Here is a 14,524-nt window from a genome sequence, read left to right on the forward strand (position 1 = left end):
ACGGGCGTGGGGCGGATCGTCCGCAATGAGGCAGCGAACGGGGACGAGCGCGGTTGACAGGCGCGTCGGCTAGAATTCCGCCGACTGCAACACGAGTGTGATGATGAACGACGAAGACTACATGCGTGCCGCGATGGAGCAGGCGCTCCAGGCGGGCGCCTGCGACGAAGTGCCGGTGGGCGCCATCGTGGTGCTTGATGGCGAGATCGTCGGTCGCGGCTTCAATCAGCCGATCGGTCGCCACGACCCGACCGCTCATGCGGAGATCATGGCCTTGCGCGATGCCGGCCAGCGTCTGGGAAACTACCGGCTGCCCGGGTGCGAGCTGTTCGTGACGCTCGAGCCCTGCGCGATGTGCTCCGGGGCCATCATGCACGCGCGCATTGCGCGGGTCGTGTACGGCGCGCGTGATCCCAAGACCGGTGTCGCCGGCAGCGTGCTCGACTTGTTCGCCGAGACGCGGCTGAATCACCATGCGGCGATCGAAGGCGGCGTGCTGGCCGATGAATGCGGGCGGATGCTGTCGAGCTTCTTTGCCGCGCGTCGCAGCAAGACCCTGGTGGCCTGAATGCGCATCCGCATCGATCTTGGCCGCCAGTGCCTCGAGCTGTTCGGCGATGATGGCGCGTGCATCCGGCGCTACGCGGTGTCGACCGCACTCAACGGGCCGGGGGAGGAAAGTGGCAGCCAGCGCACGCCGCGTGGCCGCCATCGCGTCCGCGCGCGGATCGGCGCCGGTGCGCCCAGCGGCACCGTTTTCCGAGGTCGCCGGCCGACCGGGGAGCGCTGGACGCCCGAATTTGCCGCCGCACACCCGGGGCGCGACTGGATCCTGAGCCGCATCCTGTGGCTGTGCGGCGAGGAGCCGGGGCGCAACCGCCTGGGGCGCGTCGATTCGATGCGGCGTTACATCTACATCCATGGCACAGGCGACGATCAGCCGATGAGCGTTCCGCTGTCGCATGGCTGCGTGCGCATGCGCAACGGCGATGTCATCGAGCTGTTCGACCTGGTGCCGACCGGAACGAAAGTGGAGATCTGCGAATGACGACGGCTGCGGGAATCGGCATCGAGATCGTCGACTGGACTGCGGCGCAGCAGCGCGTAATGCCGCTGCGCATGCAGGTGTTCGTCGTGGAGCAGGGCGTGCCGCCGGAGATAGAGCTCGACGAGTTCGATCCGCTCAGTCGTCATGCAGTGGCGACCGACGTGCGGGGCGAAGTCGTCGGCACGGGGCGCCTGCTGCCGGACGGGCACATCGGCCGCATGGCGGTGGCGTCAGCCTGGCGCGGGCGCGGCGTCGGCGGCAGCGTGCTCGAGGCGCTGGCGGCAGAGGCCGCCCGGCGCGGACTGCCGCAGGTCATGCTCAACGCCCAGGTGCAGGCGCTGGCCTTCTACCGGCGCCACGGCTTCGTGGAAGAAGGCGAGGTCTTCATGGAGGCGGGGATTCCGCACCGGACCATGCGGCGGTCGTGCGAGCGGCCGGCAGGCGGCGACGCATGACGGACACGGCGGGGTGCGACGAACCTTTCGTCGCCGAACTGGGGCCGCTGCGCTCGCTGCAGTTCGACGGACTGACTGTGCAAAGCGTGATGTCGGTCGTCGAGCCCGACGCGCTGGCGCTCGACTACACCCGCGCCATGATGGGCTTCCTGCTGTTCAACCCGCGCCCTCGCCACATCGTCATGGTCGGGCTCGGTGGCGGCTCGCTGGCGAAGTACTGCCTGCGCACGCTGCCCGATACGCGATTCACGGCGGTGGAGATCAACCCGGCGGTGATCGCGCTGCGCGACCGCTTCGGCATTCCGCCGGACGACGAGCGCTTTCGCGTGGTGTGTGCTGACGGTGCGGACTACGTGCGCGACTGCGAGGATGCGCCGGACGTGCTGCTGGTCGATGGCTTCGTCGCCGCCGGCTTGCCGCCGCGCCTGGGTAGTGCCGATTTCTACGCCGACTGCTGTCGTGCGCTGACGCCCGGTGGCGTGCTGGTGGTCAATCACTGGGCGGGTGACAGCCGCTACGCGGTGTATGCCGCGCGGCTGCGCGACGCGTTCGACGGGCGCGTGCTGGCGATCGGTGCCGAAGACGGAGACAACCGCATCAGCTTTGCGGTATCGGGGCCGTCGTTCCCGCCCTCGCGCGGCCAGGTGCTGGGTCGCAGTGCGGCGCTGTCTGAACTGCACAGCTTCGACGTGACGGACATCACGCAGCGTGTTCTCGGCCGCCTCGACCGCATGATGGGACGTCGTGCCGGCGGAGCGCGCATCGATTCCTGACCAGGCGCGGACTCAGGCCGGGGACGAGGCCTTGAAGCGGTGGGTGACTTCGCTGCGCAGCTCGCCGTGACCATCCCAGGTCCACTCGTGCAGGCGGGTTCGGCCGTGGCGATCGGTCATTACCAGGCTCGAACAGCGCGTGCCGTAACCGGGTGCTCGGATGAAGGCGGGGGATAGCCAGCGTTCCCATTCGAGGCTGACGCCGGTGTCAGGCAGGTGGGGGTCGGGTGCGGGCGTGCCATCGCGCAGCAGCGCCAGCACCGCGTCGTCGTCCGGCAGGCGCGGCAGCAAGGCGTGCAGGCCTTCGCGCGTCTTCTTCAGCTTGGGCCAGGGGGTGTCGAGCAGGTGGTTCGACAGGCCGTAGATGCCGGGCTGGAGCATGCGGACGCGGCCGGTGGTGCTCTCGAGGACCCCCAGCGTACGCCCGTCGCCCACCAGCAGGTTGAAGGCGGCGTAGGCCGCACTGTCGCTGGCCAGGTGCTGCAGGGTGGCCTCGGCACCGGCGTCGCGCTCCAGGGCCATGCGCACCAGCGCGCCGCGCGAGGGGGCGCCGGCAACATGGCGGCTCGGGTCGCGATAGTTGGTCAGCGCGGCGAAGCGTCCGCTGCGGGTCAGCCCCATCCAGGTGCCGCCGGCTTCGAGGTCGCGACCGGCGAGGATGTCGCCGGCGTCGGTCCACCAGTGCGCCGGCGCAGCCGGGCGGTTCAGGAACTCGTCGCGATTCGCGGCGACGATCAGCGGGTAGTCCTCATGTGCCTGCCAGGCCAGTACGATCAGGCACATCGTTCAGCGCTGCTCGATGAAACACTCGACATGCCGCGCACCGCCCTCGTCGACGAGGTCGGCGAGCCGGTGCGCAGCGGTCTCGGCCTCGAGGGCGATCATGAAGTCCGCGCGGTCGCCGACGTCCTCATAAACCTCCATCCAGGTCGTGGCATCGTCCGCCCGTTGCATCAGCCGGCCCTGCACACCAGTTCGACCGGCCACGGCGGCCTGCATGGCCGCGACACTGGCGCGAGCGATCTCGACATCCTGCTCGGGGCGAATCCGGTAGTAGAGATAGACGTGCGTGAGCATGCCCTGTCGCATGGTGTATGGCCTCCGTCAGGAAAGGGCGGATCAGCCCAGCGCGTAGGGCAGGTCGAGCAGGGCGAGGCGGGGGCCATCGACGCTGCCGAGGTGAACTTCGCCGACCTCGGCGCTGCTGGTCTGCAGCACCGCCAGCGCCTCGAAGCCGCCGTCGGCAGCCGGTGCGACGTTGACCAGCTTGCCTGCCGACTGCTCGCCGAAGTCCGGCGCGTAAAGATCGGCGCCGGGCTGCGCGGCGCTGCCCGCCGGAATCGCCACGCGGTACATGCGCTTCTTCAGCTTGCCGAGGTACTGCGTGCGGGCGACGATCTCCTGCCCGGGGTAGCAGCCCTTGTGAAAGCTCACGCCACCGATCAGCTCGTAGTTGAGCATCTGCGCAACGAATTCTTCCTGCGTGGGCGCGGTGATGAGCGGCAAGCCGGCACGGATCATCGCCAGATGCCATGCTGCCGTGCCGGCACGGCTTGCGCCGCCAGCTTGCAGCGCATCGAACAGGGCCGGTGCGGCCGCGGTGTCGACCGCCACAACGAAACTGCTGTCGTTGAGCCGGATACAGCGCGGCGCGTCTCCGCCGCCCGTCTGCTTCATCGCCTCGGTCGGTACGGCGAGGCCGGCGGCGTCCAGCGCCGCGGCAGCGTTCGTCCCGCTGACCCCGATCAGGGCAATGTCGGCGCTGGCGTCGGACAGCTTCACCTTGCTGCGCAAGACATACATCGAGAACTTCTTGAGGAAAGCCGGCAGGATGTCGGCCGACACCACCATCGCGTGGCCTTCCGCTTCGGACCACATCAGGAAACTGGCGATCATGCGTCCCTTCGGCGAATTGAAGCTGTTCCAGGCGGCGCCGTCGGCAGGGAGCTTCTTGACGTCGTTCGACACCAGGTTGTGCAGGAATTCGGCCGAATCCGGACCGACCGAGCGGATCGTGCCCAGGTGCAGCAAGGGCACGACGATCGTGTTGTCGGTCGCTGCGCGCGCCTCATCAGTGGGGGCGGCGAAACTCAATGCGTTGTCGGCCAGGGTGGCACCAAGATGGGCGAGGTGATCGGTCCAGACGGTCATGGTTGGAATATGCGGTCCAGTGGGGGAAGGAAGGGAATTGCAGGCAGGTTGGACCTGCCTCTTCGATTCTGCGGCGCGACCCTCCGATGCGGTGAGGATGACGGGATGGGCCGGTCGCGCGATGCAGTATTATAGGCGCCCCGCCACGCGGCGGTCGCCCACTCGGTCGCCATGGTTTTCGCCGGTTTTCGATGACACGTTTCCTGCTTCGCACCGTCCTGCTGCTGATCGCCCTGGCCGTCCTGGCAGCAGGCGCGACCTACGTGCTCGCCCATCGACCGCTCGAACTCAAGGAAGAGGTGGTCGACTTCACCGTGTCACGCGGACTGGGCATGCGCCAGGCGGCAAACGTCATCGCCGCTGCCGGCGTCGATGTGAATCCTGCGCTGCTGAGCGGGCTGGCGCGTATCACCGGGCGGGCAACCTCCATCAAGGCCGGAAGTTACGAGGTGCACCGCGGCATCACGCCGTGGCAGATCGTGCTCAAGCTGTCGGACGGCGACGTGTCGCAGGCCGAGGTGCTGCTCGTGGAAGGCTGGACCTTCGCACAGTTGCGCCGCGCGCTCGAGAGTCATCCCGAGATCGATCCCGACACGGCCGGGCTGAGCGATGCGGAGATCCTCGCGCGGATCGGTGCCGTCGAATCGCATCCCGAGGGCCTGTTCTTCCCCGATACCTACCTGTTCGACAAGCGCTCGCAGGCCTCGGGCGTGCTGCGCAGGGCCTATCACGCCATGCAGTCCCGGCTCGCGCAGGTGTGGGAGCAGCGTGATCCGTCGCTGCCACTGCAGTCGCCCTATCAGGCGCTGATTCTCGCCTCGATCGTCGAGAAGGAAACCGGGCGTGCCGAGGATCGCGGGCTGGTCGCATCCGTGTTCGCCAACCGTCTGCGCATCGGCATGCCGCTGCAGACCGACCCGACAGTCATCTACGGCCTCGGTCCCGAGTTCGACGGTCGCCTGCGGCGCAAGCACCTCGAAACCGACCATCCCTGGAACACCTACACGCGTGGCGGGTTGCCGCCGACGCCGATTGCGATGCCCGGTCCCGACGCACTGCGTGCGGCCGTCAAGCCGCAGCAAAGCGACTACCTGTACTTCGTCGCGCGCGGCGATGGCAGCAGCCAGTTCTCGCGCACGCTCAACGAACACAACCAGGCGGTCAACCGCTTCATCCGCAACGGGGGCAAGCCTTGAGCGACAGCCTGATGCCGAATCACGCTTCCGCGGCTGGAACCGGCAAGACCTTGCCGCGCGGCCGTTTCATCACTTTCGAGGGCATCGATGGCGCCGGCAAGAGCAGCCAGATCGCGGCCGTCGTGGCGCTGCTGCGGGTGCGCGGGATCGACGTCGAGCAATCGCGCGAACCGGGCGGCACACCCTTGGGCGAGCGTCTGCGCGAACTGCTGCTGCACGAGCCGATGCATCTCGAGACCGAGGCGATGCTGATGTTCGCCGCACGCCGCGAGCATCTGGCCGCCCGCATCGAGCCCGCCCTCGCTGAAGGGCGCTGGGTGGTGTGCGACCGCTTCTCCGATGCGACCTTCGCCTACCAGGTCGGTGGTCGCGGACTCGCGCGCGGCAAGTTCGATGCCCTTGAGGCCTGGGTCCATCCCGGCCTGCAGCCCGATCTGACCTTGCTGTTCGATCTGGCGCCCGACATTGCCGCGGGCCGTGTCGCGTCCACCGGCGTCGATCCCGACCGTTTCGAGCGCGAACAACGTGATTTCTTCGAGCGCGTGCGCGGCGCCTATCTGGAACGTGCCCGCCAGGCGCCACAGCGCATTCGCGTGATCGACGCCAACCGGCCGCCCGAGGTGATCCGCGCCGAGATCGAGCGCATCGTGACCGAGACCCTGTTCGCATGATTCACCCGTGGATGCAGCCCGCGTGGACGCGGCTTGTCGAACTGGGCGAGCGTTTGCCGCACGCGCTGCTGTTCGTCGGGCCGTCCGGCCTGGGCAAGCGCGAGCTGGCCGAGGCTGTCGCTGCGCGCCTGCTGTGCGACGCGCCACGCGCCGACGGTCACGCCTGCGGCCAGTGCGAACCCTGCCAGTGGCGTCTTTCGGGAAACCACCCCGACCTGTACCACGTCGTGCCCGCCGCCGACGCGGCGGCCGAGGCCGGTGAGACCGAGGGTGGCGAAGGAGCGGCCAAGGAGGGCGGAAAAGCCAAGTCCGAGCAGATCGTGATCGAGCAGATCCGCGACCTGCAGGCGTCGCTGAGTGTTACCGGACACCATGGCGCGCGTCGCGTGGTGGTTCTAGATCCTGCAGAGGCGATGAACGTGTTCACCGCCAACGCCCTGCTCAAGCTGCTCGAAGAGCCACCCGCGGGCTGTGTCTTCCTGCTCGTGTCGTCGGCGCCGCGACGCCTGTTGCCGACCATCCGCAGCCGCTGCCAGCAGTGGCCGTTCTCGCGGCCGGACGTGCAGTCCCTGGCGCACTGGAAGGCACGGGCCGAGCCCGGCACCGAGGCATTGCTCGCGATCGCGGGCGGCATGCCGCTGGCGGCCGAACGCATGGCGCAGAATGGCAGCGCCGCGCTGCTCGAGCGCTTTGTGCGCGACATCGGCGCCCTGCAACCGAAGGACGCGCTGCGCCTGGCGGGTCAATGGGAAGCCTGGCTCAAGTCCAAGGAGGCGCTGGCGGCCGGCTTCGGCCTGCCGGAACTTGCCGACTGGATGCAGCGCTGGGTCGGCGACCTGGCAGCCCTGCGGCTGGGTGGCGGCGTACGCTTCTTCCCTGCTCACGAAGGCGTGCTGTCGTCGCTCGCAAGCCGGCTCAGCGTTGCGGCGGTGAGCGGCTGTTACAATGAGATCATGCAAATCCGCAAGGTGTCCCGGCATCCACTGAACCTGCGCCTGGTGCTGGAGGACATGCTTTTGCGTTATGCGCGCGCCATTGCCGGAGTCCGAGGATGAACACCCAAGCCAAGCCCCAGATTGCGCGCCCCGGCGTGCTGTCGCTGAACATCAACTCGAAGTCCGCGCTGTACGCGGCCTACATGCCGTTCCTGAACAATGGCGGCTTGTTCGTACCCACGCCCAAGACCTACAACCTGGGCGACGAGGTCTTCATGCTGCTGCAGCTGATGGACGACCCCACCCGCCACCCTGTGGCGGGCCGCGTGGTCTGGGTCACCCCACCCGGTGCGCAGGGCGGCAAGACGCCGGGCGTGGGCGTGCAGTTCTCGGACGACGAGGCGGGCAAAGGACTGCGCGGGCGGATCGAGCAGATCCTCGCGGGTCACCTCGGCTCAAACCGTCCCACCCACACCTTGTAAGTCACTGCCGGTTGCGCTCACGGGTCGCACCGGTGAATGAGGTTTTTGAAGACGCCCGATGTACGTAGATTCCCACTGTCATCTCGATTTCCCTGATCTTGCTGCACGCGAAGATGCGGTGCTGGCGACGATGGCTGCCAACGACGTGGGCACGGCGCTGTGCATCAGCGTCAAGCTCGAGGACTTCCCGCGCGTGCTGGACATGGCCGAACGCCATCCGCATCTGTGGGCCTCGGTCGGTGTCCACCCCGACAACGCCGACTGCGACGAACCCGACGTGGCCCGCCTCGTGGCGCTCGCCGATCATCCGAAGGTGGTGGCGATCGGTGAGACCGGGCTCGACTACTACTGGCAGAAAGACGCCCCCGAGTGGCAGCGCGAGCGCTTTCGCACGCACATCCGCGCGGCCCGCGAGACCGGTAAGCCGCTGGTCATCCACACGCGCAGTGCAGCGGACGACACGCTGCGGCTGATGCGCGAGGAAAATGCCGGCGAGGCAGGCGGTGTCATGCATTGCTTTACCGAGAGCTGGGGGGTCGCCGCAGGCGCGCTGGAACTCGGCTTCTACATTTCGTTCTCAGGCATCGTGACCTTCCGCAATGCGAAGGACCTGAAGGAGGTCGCCAAGCGCGTACCGCTTGACCGTCTGCTGATCGAAACCGATTCGCCCTATCTCGCACCGGTACCCCACCGCGGCAAGACCAATGAGCCGGGCTGGGTCATTCACGTGGCCGAGGAGCTTGCCCGCCTGCGCGACGAGCCGCTGGAACTGATCGAGGCGGCGACGACCGATAATTTTTTCCGCCTGTTCAGCCATGCACAAAGACCTGCCTGAAATCCGCTCGCCGCGCGCCCGCGTGCGCACCCTGGTCGCCACCGGTGCGCTCGTCGCCTGCGGCCTGTTGTCCGGTGTGGCGCTGGCCGGCGCCTACGACGATGCATTGAGTGCAGCCACCTCGGGTGATGCGAAGGCGCTCTCAAGTCTGCTGCATCGCGGCATCGACCCGGATACCGTCGATTCCAACGGCAACACCTTGCTCATCCTGGCCGCGCGAGACGGGCGGACCGCCGCTGTCGAGGCCCTGCTGCAGTATCGGGCAAGGATCAACTACCGCAATGCCGCGGGTGACACGGCGCTAATGCTGGCCGTGCTGCGGGGCCACGAGGACACTGCTCGTGTGCTGATCAAGGCGGGCGCCGCGGTCAATCAGGAAGGCTGGACGCCGCTGCACTATGCTGCGTTCGAGGGGCGCGAGGCCTTGCTCAAGGACCTCGTGGCGGCAGGTGCCGACGTCAATGCGCCGGCGCCGAACCTGGCGACGCCGCTGATGCTCGCCGCGCGCAACGGTCACATCGGATTCGTGCGCCAGCTGCTGGCCATCCCGCGCACCGAGCTCAATGTGCTCAACGAAGCCGGCCTGTCGGCCGACGCCTGGGCACTGCAGAACAGCAACACCGACATCGCCGAACTGATTCAGGCCGAGCGCAAGCGGCGCGGCCTGCCGGCGCCGGCGATCAGGGTCATGATCGAATAAGACCTTCGTCGCGGTTCAGCCCTCGAGGATGCGGACCTTCACCGTCCGCCCCTTGAGCTTTCCGGCCGTCAGCCGCCGGGCGGCGTCGTGGGCGACCTCACGCGCCACGGCCGCGTAGGTATTCTGGTCGGTCACGGTGATCTTGCCCACCTGTTCGCGGGACAGGCCCGCCTCGCCCGAAAGGGCGCCCAGCACGTCTCCGGGGCGGATCTTGTCCTTGCGCCCGCCCAGAATCAGCAATGTGGCCATCGGTGGCTGCAACGGCGCGGGATTTTCGATCGACAACTCGCCAAGCGTGTGCCATTCGGGCGTGAAACCCATCGTCTCGGCAATCGTCGTCACGCGGCGGCGGTCGGCATTGCTGCACAGACTGAGCGCGAGACCTGCCTCGTCGCCTCGTCCGGTGCGCCCGATGCGGTGGATGTGCACCTCGGGATTGGGCGTGACATCGACGTTGATCACCGCCTCGAGCTGCGCGATGTCCAGCCCGCGCGCGGCCACATCCGTGGCGACCAGTACCGAGCAACTGCGGTTGGCGAACTGGATCAGCACCTGGTCGCGCTCGCGCTGGTCCATCTCGCCGTGCAGCGCCAGGGCGTGAAAACCTTCGCCTCGCAGCAGTTCGACCAGCGCCCGGCATTGCTGGCGCGTGTTGCAGAAGGCCAGCGCGCTCGTGGGCCGGTAATGGCGCAGCAGGGTGGCGACGGCCTGCAGGCGTGCCGCGTGTTCGATCTCGTAGAAGCACTGGCGGATCTTGTCCGGTGCATGCTGCTCGGCGAGCTTCACCTGCAGTGGCTCGCGCTGGAAGCGCTGCGCCAGCGCCGCGATGCCTGCGGGGAAGGTGGCCGAGAACAGGAGCGTCTGGCGGCGAACCGGACAGTGGCTGGCGATCCACGCGATGTCGTCGTGGAAGCCCATGTCCAGCATGCGGTCGGCCTCGTCGAGTACCAGCGTGGTCAACGCATCGAGCTTCAGGCTGCCGCGCTCCAGATGATCCATGATGCGGCCCGGCGTGCCGACTGCGATATGGGCGCCATGCGCCAGGCTTTCGCGCTGCGGGCGCATCGGCGTGCCGCCGCACAGCGACAGCACCTTGATGTTGTCGGCGAAGCGGGCGAGGCGGCGGGTCTCCTGCGTGACCTGGTCGGCCAGTTCACGCGTCGGGCACAGCACCAGGGCCTGCACGTCGAGCCGCTGCGGATCGAGACGGGTCAGCAGCGGCAGGGCGAAGGCGACGGTCTTGCCACTGCCGGTCTTCGCCTGGGCGATGAGGTCACGCCCGCCCAGCGCGGGCGGCAGTGCCGCAGCCTGGATCGGCGTCATCGACAGATAGCCCAGTTGCTGGAGGTTGACCAGCATGGCCGGCGGCAAGGACAGGGTGTCGAAGCCCCGGGCCAAAGCCTCGGGCGTGGTGACGGGGGGGAGAGCGTGTTCGGCGACGGCGCCGTCAGGGGGGATAATGTCGGTCATGCGCAATTATCAGGCCTCGGACGGCGCATGCCGGGAATTTTCTGGCGACATGTCCGGGCGCATTACATAACGACAAGGAAACAGGATGAGCAGTCTGCCCAAATGTCCCGCGTGCGGTTCCGAATACACCTACGAGGACGGCGCCAACTACGTCTGTCCTGAATGTGCGCACGAATGGCCGCAGGACGGCGTCGAGGACGCGGGTGAAGCGCAGAAGGTGTTCAAGGACGTCAACGGCAATGTGCTGCAGGACGGTGACAGTGTCACCGTGATCAAGGACCTGAAGGTCAAGGGCTCGTCGCTGGTAGTCAAGGTCGGCACCAAGGTGAAGAACATCCGTCTGGTCGATGGTGACCACGACATCGACTGCAAGATCGATGGCATCGGCGCGATGAAGCTGAAGTCGGAGTTCGTCAAGAAGCTGTGAGGCGCATTCCTTCGCCCGCCACCGCCAGTAGCGGGCGAAGGACCGTTCAGGCGCCGGCGATCCAGCCTTCGAGGGGGTCGAAGTCCGGCGGCAGTCCGTAGTGCGGTGCGCCCGCAAGGGCGCAGGCAGCGGCCTGCAGCAGCGCTAGGACGGCGTCCAGGCTGTCGCCGCTCGCGTCCTCGATCAATACTGCCTGCTGTGCCTGTGTGGCGTGCAGGGCAATGCCTGCGGCGCTGCGGTCGGCGCCAATGGCGTCCACGATCCGCACGCGGGCGACGCGGCGCTCGGGCGTTTGCTTGCGCTTGTCGTCGCTCTTGTACGATTCGGTCGTGATGCTGCGCGCCAGCAGGCCGGGGTAGGCTTCGACCGCGAGTCGATGCGGGTCCGCCGCATGCACGCCGGGCACGGACAGACCCGCGGCCAGCAGGCGCGGCGCGCCTTCCAGGAACATCAGCCCCACCGGCGGATTCACCAGCTTCAGCGGGCTGTGCGAGTGCGCCGGCAGGTCGGTGGCGCGATGCGCGTAGCGTTTGCCCATCGGGCGCGTTTCACGATAGGCGTCCAGCGCGGCACGGAAGGTCGCCTTTCCCATGCCAGCGCAGTGTCGGACCAGTTCGGTCCATGTCGTCGGCCAGCCCAGGTCAACGACCGCCTCACGCGGCAAGCCGAAGGGAAAGTCGAAGGCGCCGAGCCAGGGTCCGGGGCGGGCGAGCAGCGACTCGAAGGCGGGCCAGTCAGCCAGCTTCTCGAGCTGCTGGAGGACGACGGTGTCGCTCTCGAGTCTGCCTAGTGCCACGGTGATGGGCTTGGCCGGACGGGGCGCGGAGGTGAAATCGACGCCGATCAGCGTCAGCGCAAGCGTCATCGGTTCAGGCGCGGTCGCGCAGCAGACGGGCTGCGCTCGTCACGGTATTGAAGTGGATCGTCACGGTGTCGTCGATTGGCTCCGCATACCCGCCTGCCATGGCAATCGCGACCGGCACGCCGGCGTCGCGACAGGTGGCCAGGACGCGCTCGTCGCGCAGGCGCAGGCCGTCGATGCTGAGCGCGAGGCGTCCCAGCCGGTCGCCAGCATAGGGATCGGCGCCAGCGAGATAGATAACCAGCTCGGGGCGCACGCGCTCGAACACGCTCTGCACGGCGTCGTCCAGTGCCTTCAGGTAGGCCGCGTCGTCGGTCTCGTCGGGCAGCTCGATGTCGAGGTCGCTGATCTGCTTGCGGAACGGGAAGTTCTTGGCGCCGTGCAGGCTGCAGGTGAACACCTCGGGCTCGTCGGCGAGGATGGTCGCCGTGCCATCGCCCTGATGCACATCGCAATCGACGATGGCGATGCGTCCCGCACGGCCTTCGGCGCGCATGGCCAGCGCAGCGATGGCCGTGTCGTTGAAGACGCAGAATCCGGAGCCGAAATCGCGGTGGGCGTGGTGCGTGCCGCCGGCCAGGTTCACTGCGCAAGCCGTGCCGCCGTCGCGTGCGAGGGCACTGCGACAGGCTGCGAGGGTGGCGCCGGCCGAGCGGCGCGAGCGTTCGACCATGGCGGGCGACCACGGAAACCCGATGCGGCGCACTTCGGCCGCGTCGAGCGTGCCGCCAGCCACGCGCTCCAGGTAGCCGGCGTCATGCGCGCGCAGGATGGCTTCGTCGCTCGCCGGATCGGGCACGCGGAAATCCGTCTCGGCGAACATGCCGGAGGCCTGCAGGCGACTGCGCAGGCGTGCGTACTTCTCCATCGGAAAGCGGTGGCCTTCGGGTAGCGGCAGGACGAAATGGTCGGCGTAGTAGAGCTTCATGGCGTCGAGCGGGGCGTTCGGGGACGGACGACTCAGGCGCCGCGGCGACGGAAATCGCGCAGGCGAAAACCGAAGGCGAAGAGCGTCGCGAAGTAGCTCAGGGCGCCAGCACCGACCACGGCGGCGAGGCGCAGACCGCGTTCGAGCCCGCCGATCTCGATCCACAGCCGCTCCGGCCCGGCGCCGAACCACAGCACGCAGCCCATGACCACGAGCGCCGCCAGCAGTTTCAGCGCAAACGCACCCCAGCCGGCCTGCGGCACATACACCGCGCGCCGGCGCAGGCCGCGATACAGCAGGGCCGCGTTCAGGCACGAGGCCAGCCCGATCGCCAGCGCCAGCCCGGCGTGGCGAAGCGGGATCACGAAGGCGAGGTTCATCAATTGCGTCGCGGCGAGCGTGATGATGGCGATCTTCACCGGCGTGCGGATGTCCTGGCGGGCGTAGAAACCGGGCGCGAGCACCTTCACCAGGATCAGGCCCGTGAGGCCGACGCTGTAGGCGATCAACGCGCTGCGGGTGTGCATCACGTCGTCGGCGCCGAAGGCGCCGTAGTTGAACAGCGTCGCGACCAGCGGAACGGCCAGCAGCGCGAGGCCGAGCGCTGCTGGCAGTGTCAGCATCAGCGTCAGGCGCAGGCCCCAGTCGAGCAGCGAGGAGAACTCCTGCGCCTTGTCGTCTGCATGGAGCTTCGACAGGCTGGGCAGCAGGATCGTCCCGAGTGCCACGCCGAGCAGACCGGCGGGGAACTCCATCAACCGGTCGGCGTAGTACAGCCAGGACACACTGCCGCTTTCGAGGAACGAGGCGAAGATGGTGTTGATCAGCAGCGAGATCTGGCTGACCGACACGCCCAGGATGGCCGGCGCCATCAGCTTCATCACGCGGCGCACGCCCGGATCGGACAGGTCGAGGTCGAAACGCGGCAGCATGCCGATCTTCCACAACGGACGCAGTTGCAGCAGCAATTGCAGCGTGCCGCCGAGGAAAACCGCCCACGCCAGCGCCAGCACCGGTGGGTCGAAATAGGGTACGGCGAACAGTGCCATGCCGATGAAGGCGAGGTTCAGCAACACCGGTGTGAACGCCGGAATCGCGAAGCGGCTCCAGGTGTTGAGCACGCCGCCGGCCAGCGCCACCAGCGACATGAAGAAGATGTAGGGGAAGGTGATGCGTGTGAGCTCGACGGTGAGTTCGAACTTGCCAGGGGCGCCCGAGAAGCCCGGCGCCGAAACGTAGATGATCAGCGGTGCGGCCAGCGCGCCGAGCGCAGCGACTGCGGCCACGGCAAGGCCTAGCAGGGTGGCGACGCGGTTGACCAGGGTATGCGTCGCCTCCGGCCCCTGGCGGTTCTTGTATTCGGCCAGGATCGGCACGAAGGCTTGTGAAAACGCGCCCTCGGCGAACATGCGGCGCAGCAGGTTGGGCAGGCGGAAGGCGACGAAGAATGCGTCGGTGGCCATGCCAGCGCCGAAGGTACGGGCGATGACGAAGTCGCGCACGAAGCCGAGGATGCGAGACAGCAGGGTCATGCCGCTGACGGTGGCGAGGGCGCGCAGCAGATTCATGCGTGTATTTGCGGAATGGAGTG

Annotated in this window: 18 protein-coding genes; 11 read left to right on the forward strand and 7 right to left on the reverse strand. The window is 67.8% G+C overall.

What is annotated here, in order from left to right; genetic code table 11:
- The first annotated feature begins 103 nt into the window (after positions 1–103).
- The 4 genes from tadA to CGK74_RS06330 are packed head-to-tail and all read left to right on the forward strand — an operon-like array spanning position 104 to position 2,276.
- A complete protein-coding gene (tadA, locus tag CGK74_RS06315) occupies positions 104–568 on the forward strand; it encodes a tRNA adenosine(34) deaminase TadA (RefSeq protein WP_240498641.1) in 465 nt (154 codons plus the stop codon).
- On the forward strand, positions 569–1,048 hold the full coding sequence (locus CGK74_RS06320; protein ID WP_094267653.1) for a L,D-transpeptidase: 480 nt from the start codon (positions 569–571) through the stop codon (positions 1,046–1,048).
- The gene (locus tag CGK74_RS06325) at positions 1,045–1,503 is read left to right on the forward strand and encodes a GNAT family N-acetyltransferase (protein ID WP_094267654.1); all 459 of its coding nucleotides are present in this window, start codon (positions 1,045–1,047) and stop codon (positions 1,501–1,503) included. Before CGK74_RS06320 ends, CGK74_RS06325 begins: the two co-directional genes overlap by 4 nt.
- Entirely contained in the window at positions 1,500–2,276 is a 777-nt protein-coding gene (locus CGK74_RS06330) for a spermine/spermidine synthase domain-containing protein (protein WP_094267655.1), read from the forward strand. Before CGK74_RS06325 ends, CGK74_RS06330 begins: the two co-directional genes overlap by 4 nt.
- Positions 2,277–2,288: 12 nt before the next feature.
- On the opposite strand, the gene CGK74_RS06335 is transcribed toward CGK74_RS06330, so the two are convergent.
- From CGK74_RS06335 to ygfZ, 3 genes are read right to left on the reverse strand one after another with little or no spacing between them, the layout of a single operon-like run.
- The gene (locus CGK74_RS06335; protein WP_094267656.1) at positions 2,289–3,059 is read right to left on the reverse strand and encodes an NRDE family protein; all 771 of its coding nucleotides are present in this window, start codon (positions 3,057–3,059) and stop codon (positions 2,289–2,291) included.
- Positions 3,060–3,062: 3 nt separating this feature from the next.
- Complete coding sequence (locus CGK74_RS06340) at positions 3,063–3,365, reverse strand: DUF4936 family protein (protein ID WP_094267657.1); 303 nt, start codon at positions 3,363–3,365, stop codon at positions 3,063–3,065.
- A 30-nt stretch (positions 3,366–3,395) separates the two neighbouring features.
- Positions 3,396–4,427 carry a CAF17-like 4Fe-4S cluster assembly/insertion protein YgfZ gene (ygfZ, locus tag CGK74_RS06345; protein WP_094267658.1) on the reverse strand — a complete coding sequence of 344 codons (1,032 nt, stop codon included), beginning with the start codon at positions 4,425–4,427 and terminating at the stop codon, positions 3,396–3,398.
- 191 nt (positions 4,428–4,618) lie between these two features.
- Here ygfZ and mltG point away from each other — a divergent pair, with 191 nt between their 5' ends.
- The 6 genes from mltG to CGK74_RS06375 are packed head-to-tail and all read left to right on the forward strand — an operon-like array spanning position 4,619 to position 9,246.
- Positions 4,619–5,623: an endolytic transglycosylase MltG gene (mltG, locus tag CGK74_RS06350; RefSeq protein ID WP_094267659.1), complete on the forward strand. Its 1,005-nt coding sequence runs from the start codon at positions 4,619–4,621 to the stop codon at positions 5,621–5,623.
- A gap of 11 nt (positions 5,624–5,634) precedes the next feature.
- Positions 5,635–6,294 carry a dTMP kinase gene (gene tmk, locus CGK74_RS06355; RefSeq protein WP_094267955.1) on the forward strand — a complete coding sequence of 220 codons (660 nt, stop codon included), beginning with the start codon at positions 5,635–5,637 and terminating at the stop codon, positions 6,292–6,294.
- Positions 6,291–7,349, forward strand: a complete 1,059-nt coding sequence (holB, locus tag CGK74_RS06360; protein WP_094267660.1) for a DNA polymerase III subunit delta' — start codon at positions 6,291–6,293, stop codon at positions 7,347–7,349. Before tmk ends, holB begins: the two co-directional genes overlap by 4 nt.
- Positions 7,346–7,711: a PilZ domain-containing protein gene (locus CGK74_RS06365; protein WP_094267661.1), complete on the forward strand. Its 366-nt coding sequence runs from the start codon at positions 7,346–7,348 to the stop codon at positions 7,709–7,711. The genes holB and CGK74_RS06365 overlap by 4 nt, the downstream gene beginning before the upstream one ends.
- A 58-nt stretch (positions 7,712–7,769) precedes the next feature.
- Positions 7,770–8,546: a TatD family hydrolase gene (locus tag CGK74_RS06370; RefSeq protein ID WP_094267662.1), complete on the forward strand. Its 777-nt coding sequence runs from the start codon at positions 7,770–7,772 to the stop codon at positions 8,544–8,546.
- Entirely contained in the window at positions 8,527–9,246 is a 720-nt protein-coding gene (locus tag CGK74_RS06375) for an ankyrin repeat domain-containing protein (protein ID WP_094267663.1), read from the forward strand. The genes CGK74_RS06370 and CGK74_RS06375 overlap by 20 nt, the downstream gene beginning before the upstream one ends.
- 15 nt (positions 9,247–9,261) lie before the next feature.
- Here the strand turns inward: CGK74_RS06375 and dbpA are convergent, their stop codons facing one another.
- Complete coding sequence (dbpA, locus tag CGK74_RS06380; RefSeq protein WP_206186199.1) at positions 9,262–10,716, reverse strand: ATP-dependent RNA helicase DbpA; 1,455 nt, start codon at positions 10,714–10,716, stop codon at positions 9,262–9,264.
- A gap of 85 nt (positions 10,717–10,801) precedes the next feature.
- Here dbpA and CGK74_RS06385 point away from each other — a divergent pair, with 85 nt between their 5' ends.
- The gene (locus CGK74_RS06385; RefSeq protein WP_094267664.1) at positions 10,802–11,143 is read left to right on the forward strand and encodes a zinc ribbon domain-containing protein YjdM; all 342 of its coding nucleotides are present in this window, start codon (positions 10,802–10,804) and stop codon (positions 11,141–11,143) included.
- A gap of 46 nt (positions 11,144–11,189) precedes the next feature.
- Here CGK74_RS06385 and CGK74_RS06390 read toward each other — a convergent pair whose 3' ends face one another.
- From CGK74_RS06390 to murJ, 3 genes are read right to left on the reverse strand one after another with little or no spacing between them, the layout of a single operon-like run.
- On the reverse strand, positions 11,190–12,008 hold the full coding sequence (locus tag CGK74_RS06390; protein WP_094267665.1) for a DUF429 domain-containing protein: 819 nt from the start codon (positions 12,006–12,008) through the stop codon (positions 11,190–11,192).
- 4 nt (positions 12,009–12,012) lie between these two features.
- Positions 12,013–12,933, reverse strand: a complete 921-nt coding sequence (locus CGK74_RS06395) for a histone deacetylase family protein (protein ID WP_094267666.1) — start codon at positions 12,931–12,933, stop codon at positions 12,013–12,015.
- Between the two features lie 32 nt (positions 12,934–12,965).
- Complete coding sequence (murJ, locus tag CGK74_RS06400; RefSeq protein WP_094267667.1) at positions 12,966–14,501, reverse strand: murein biosynthesis integral membrane protein MurJ; 1,536 nt, start codon at positions 14,499–14,501, stop codon at positions 12,966–12,968.
- Positions 14,502–14,524: the final 23 nt, after the last annotated feature.

The organism is Thauera propionica, from assembly GCF_002245655.1.
Taxonomy (GTDB): Bacteria; Pseudomonadota; Gammaproteobacteria; order Burkholderiales; family Rhodocyclaceae; genus Thauera; species Thauera propionica.

What these genes read in the sequence shown, in the direction of transcription:
- CGK74_RS06325 (WP_094267654.1), top strand. Translation starts at nt 1,045, where the DNA reads ATGACGACGGCTGCGGGAATCGGCATCGAGATCGTCGACTGGACTGCG.
- dbpA (WP_206186199.1), bottom strand. Translation starts at nt 10,716, where the DNA reads ATGACCGACATTATCCCCCCTGACGGCGCCGTCGCCGAACACGCTCTC.
- CGK74_RS06370 (WP_094267662.1), top strand. Translation starts at nt 7,770, where the DNA reads ATGTACGTAGATTCCCACTGTCATCTCGATTTCCCTGATCTTGCTGCA.
- CGK74_RS06335 (WP_094267656.1), bottom strand. Translation starts at nt 3,059, where the DNA reads ATGTGCCTGATCGTACTGGCCTGGCAGGCACATGAGGACTACCCGCTG.
- CGK74_RS06385 (WP_094267664.1), top strand. Translation starts at nt 10,802, where the DNA reads ATGAGCAGTCTGCCCAAATGTCCCGCGTGCGGTTCCGAATACACCTAC.
- mltG (WP_094267659.1), top strand. Translation starts at nt 4,619, where the DNA reads ATGACACGTTTCCTGCTTCGCACCGTCCTGCTGCTGATCGCCCTGGCC.
- CGK74_RS06340 (WP_094267657.1), bottom strand. Translation starts at nt 3,365, where the DNA reads ATGCGACAGGGCATGCTCACGCACGTCTATCTCTACTACCGGATTCGC.
- tmk (WP_094267955.1), top strand. Translation starts at nt 5,635, where the DNA reads ATGCCGAATCACGCTTCCGCGGCTGGAACCGGCAAGACCTTGCCGCGC.
- CGK74_RS06330 (WP_094267655.1), top strand. Translation starts at nt 1,500, where the DNA reads ATGACGGACACGGCGGGGTGCGACGAACCTTTCGTCGCCGAACTGGGG.
- CGK74_RS06390 (WP_094267665.1), bottom strand. Translation starts at nt 12,008, where the DNA reads ATGACGCTTGCGCTGACGCTGATCGGCGTCGATTTCACCTCCGCGCCC.
- tadA (WP_240498641.1), top strand. Translation starts at nt 104, where the DNA reads ATGAACGACGAAGACTACATGCGTGCCGCGATGGAGCAGGCGCTCCAG.
- CGK74_RS06365 (WP_094267661.1), top strand. Translation starts at nt 7,346, where the DNA reads ATGAACACCCAAGCCAAGCCCCAGATTGCGCGCCCCGGCGTGCTGTCG.
- ygfZ (WP_094267658.1), bottom strand. Translation starts at nt 4,427, where the DNA reads ATGACCGTCTGGACCGATCACCTCGCCCATCTTGGTGCCACCCTGGCC.
- CGK74_RS06395 (WP_094267666.1), bottom strand. Translation starts at nt 12,933, where the DNA reads ATGAAGCTCTACTACGCCGACCATTTCGTCCTGCCGCTACCCGAAGGC.
- CGK74_RS06320 (WP_094267653.1), top strand. Translation starts at nt 569, where the DNA reads ATGCGCATCCGCATCGATCTTGGCCGCCAGTGCCTCGAGCTGTTCGGC.
- CGK74_RS06375 (WP_094267663.1), top strand. Translation starts at nt 8,527, where the DNA reads ATGCACAAAGACCTGCCTGAAATCCGCTCGCCGCGCGCCCGCGTGCGC.
- holB (WP_094267660.1), top strand. Translation starts at nt 6,291, where the DNA reads ATGATTCACCCGTGGATGCAGCCCGCGTGGACGCGGCTTGTCGAACTG.
- murJ (WP_094267667.1), bottom strand. Translation starts at nt 14,501, where the DNA reads ATGAATCTGCTGCGCGCCCTCGCCACCGTCAGCGGCATGACCCTGCTG.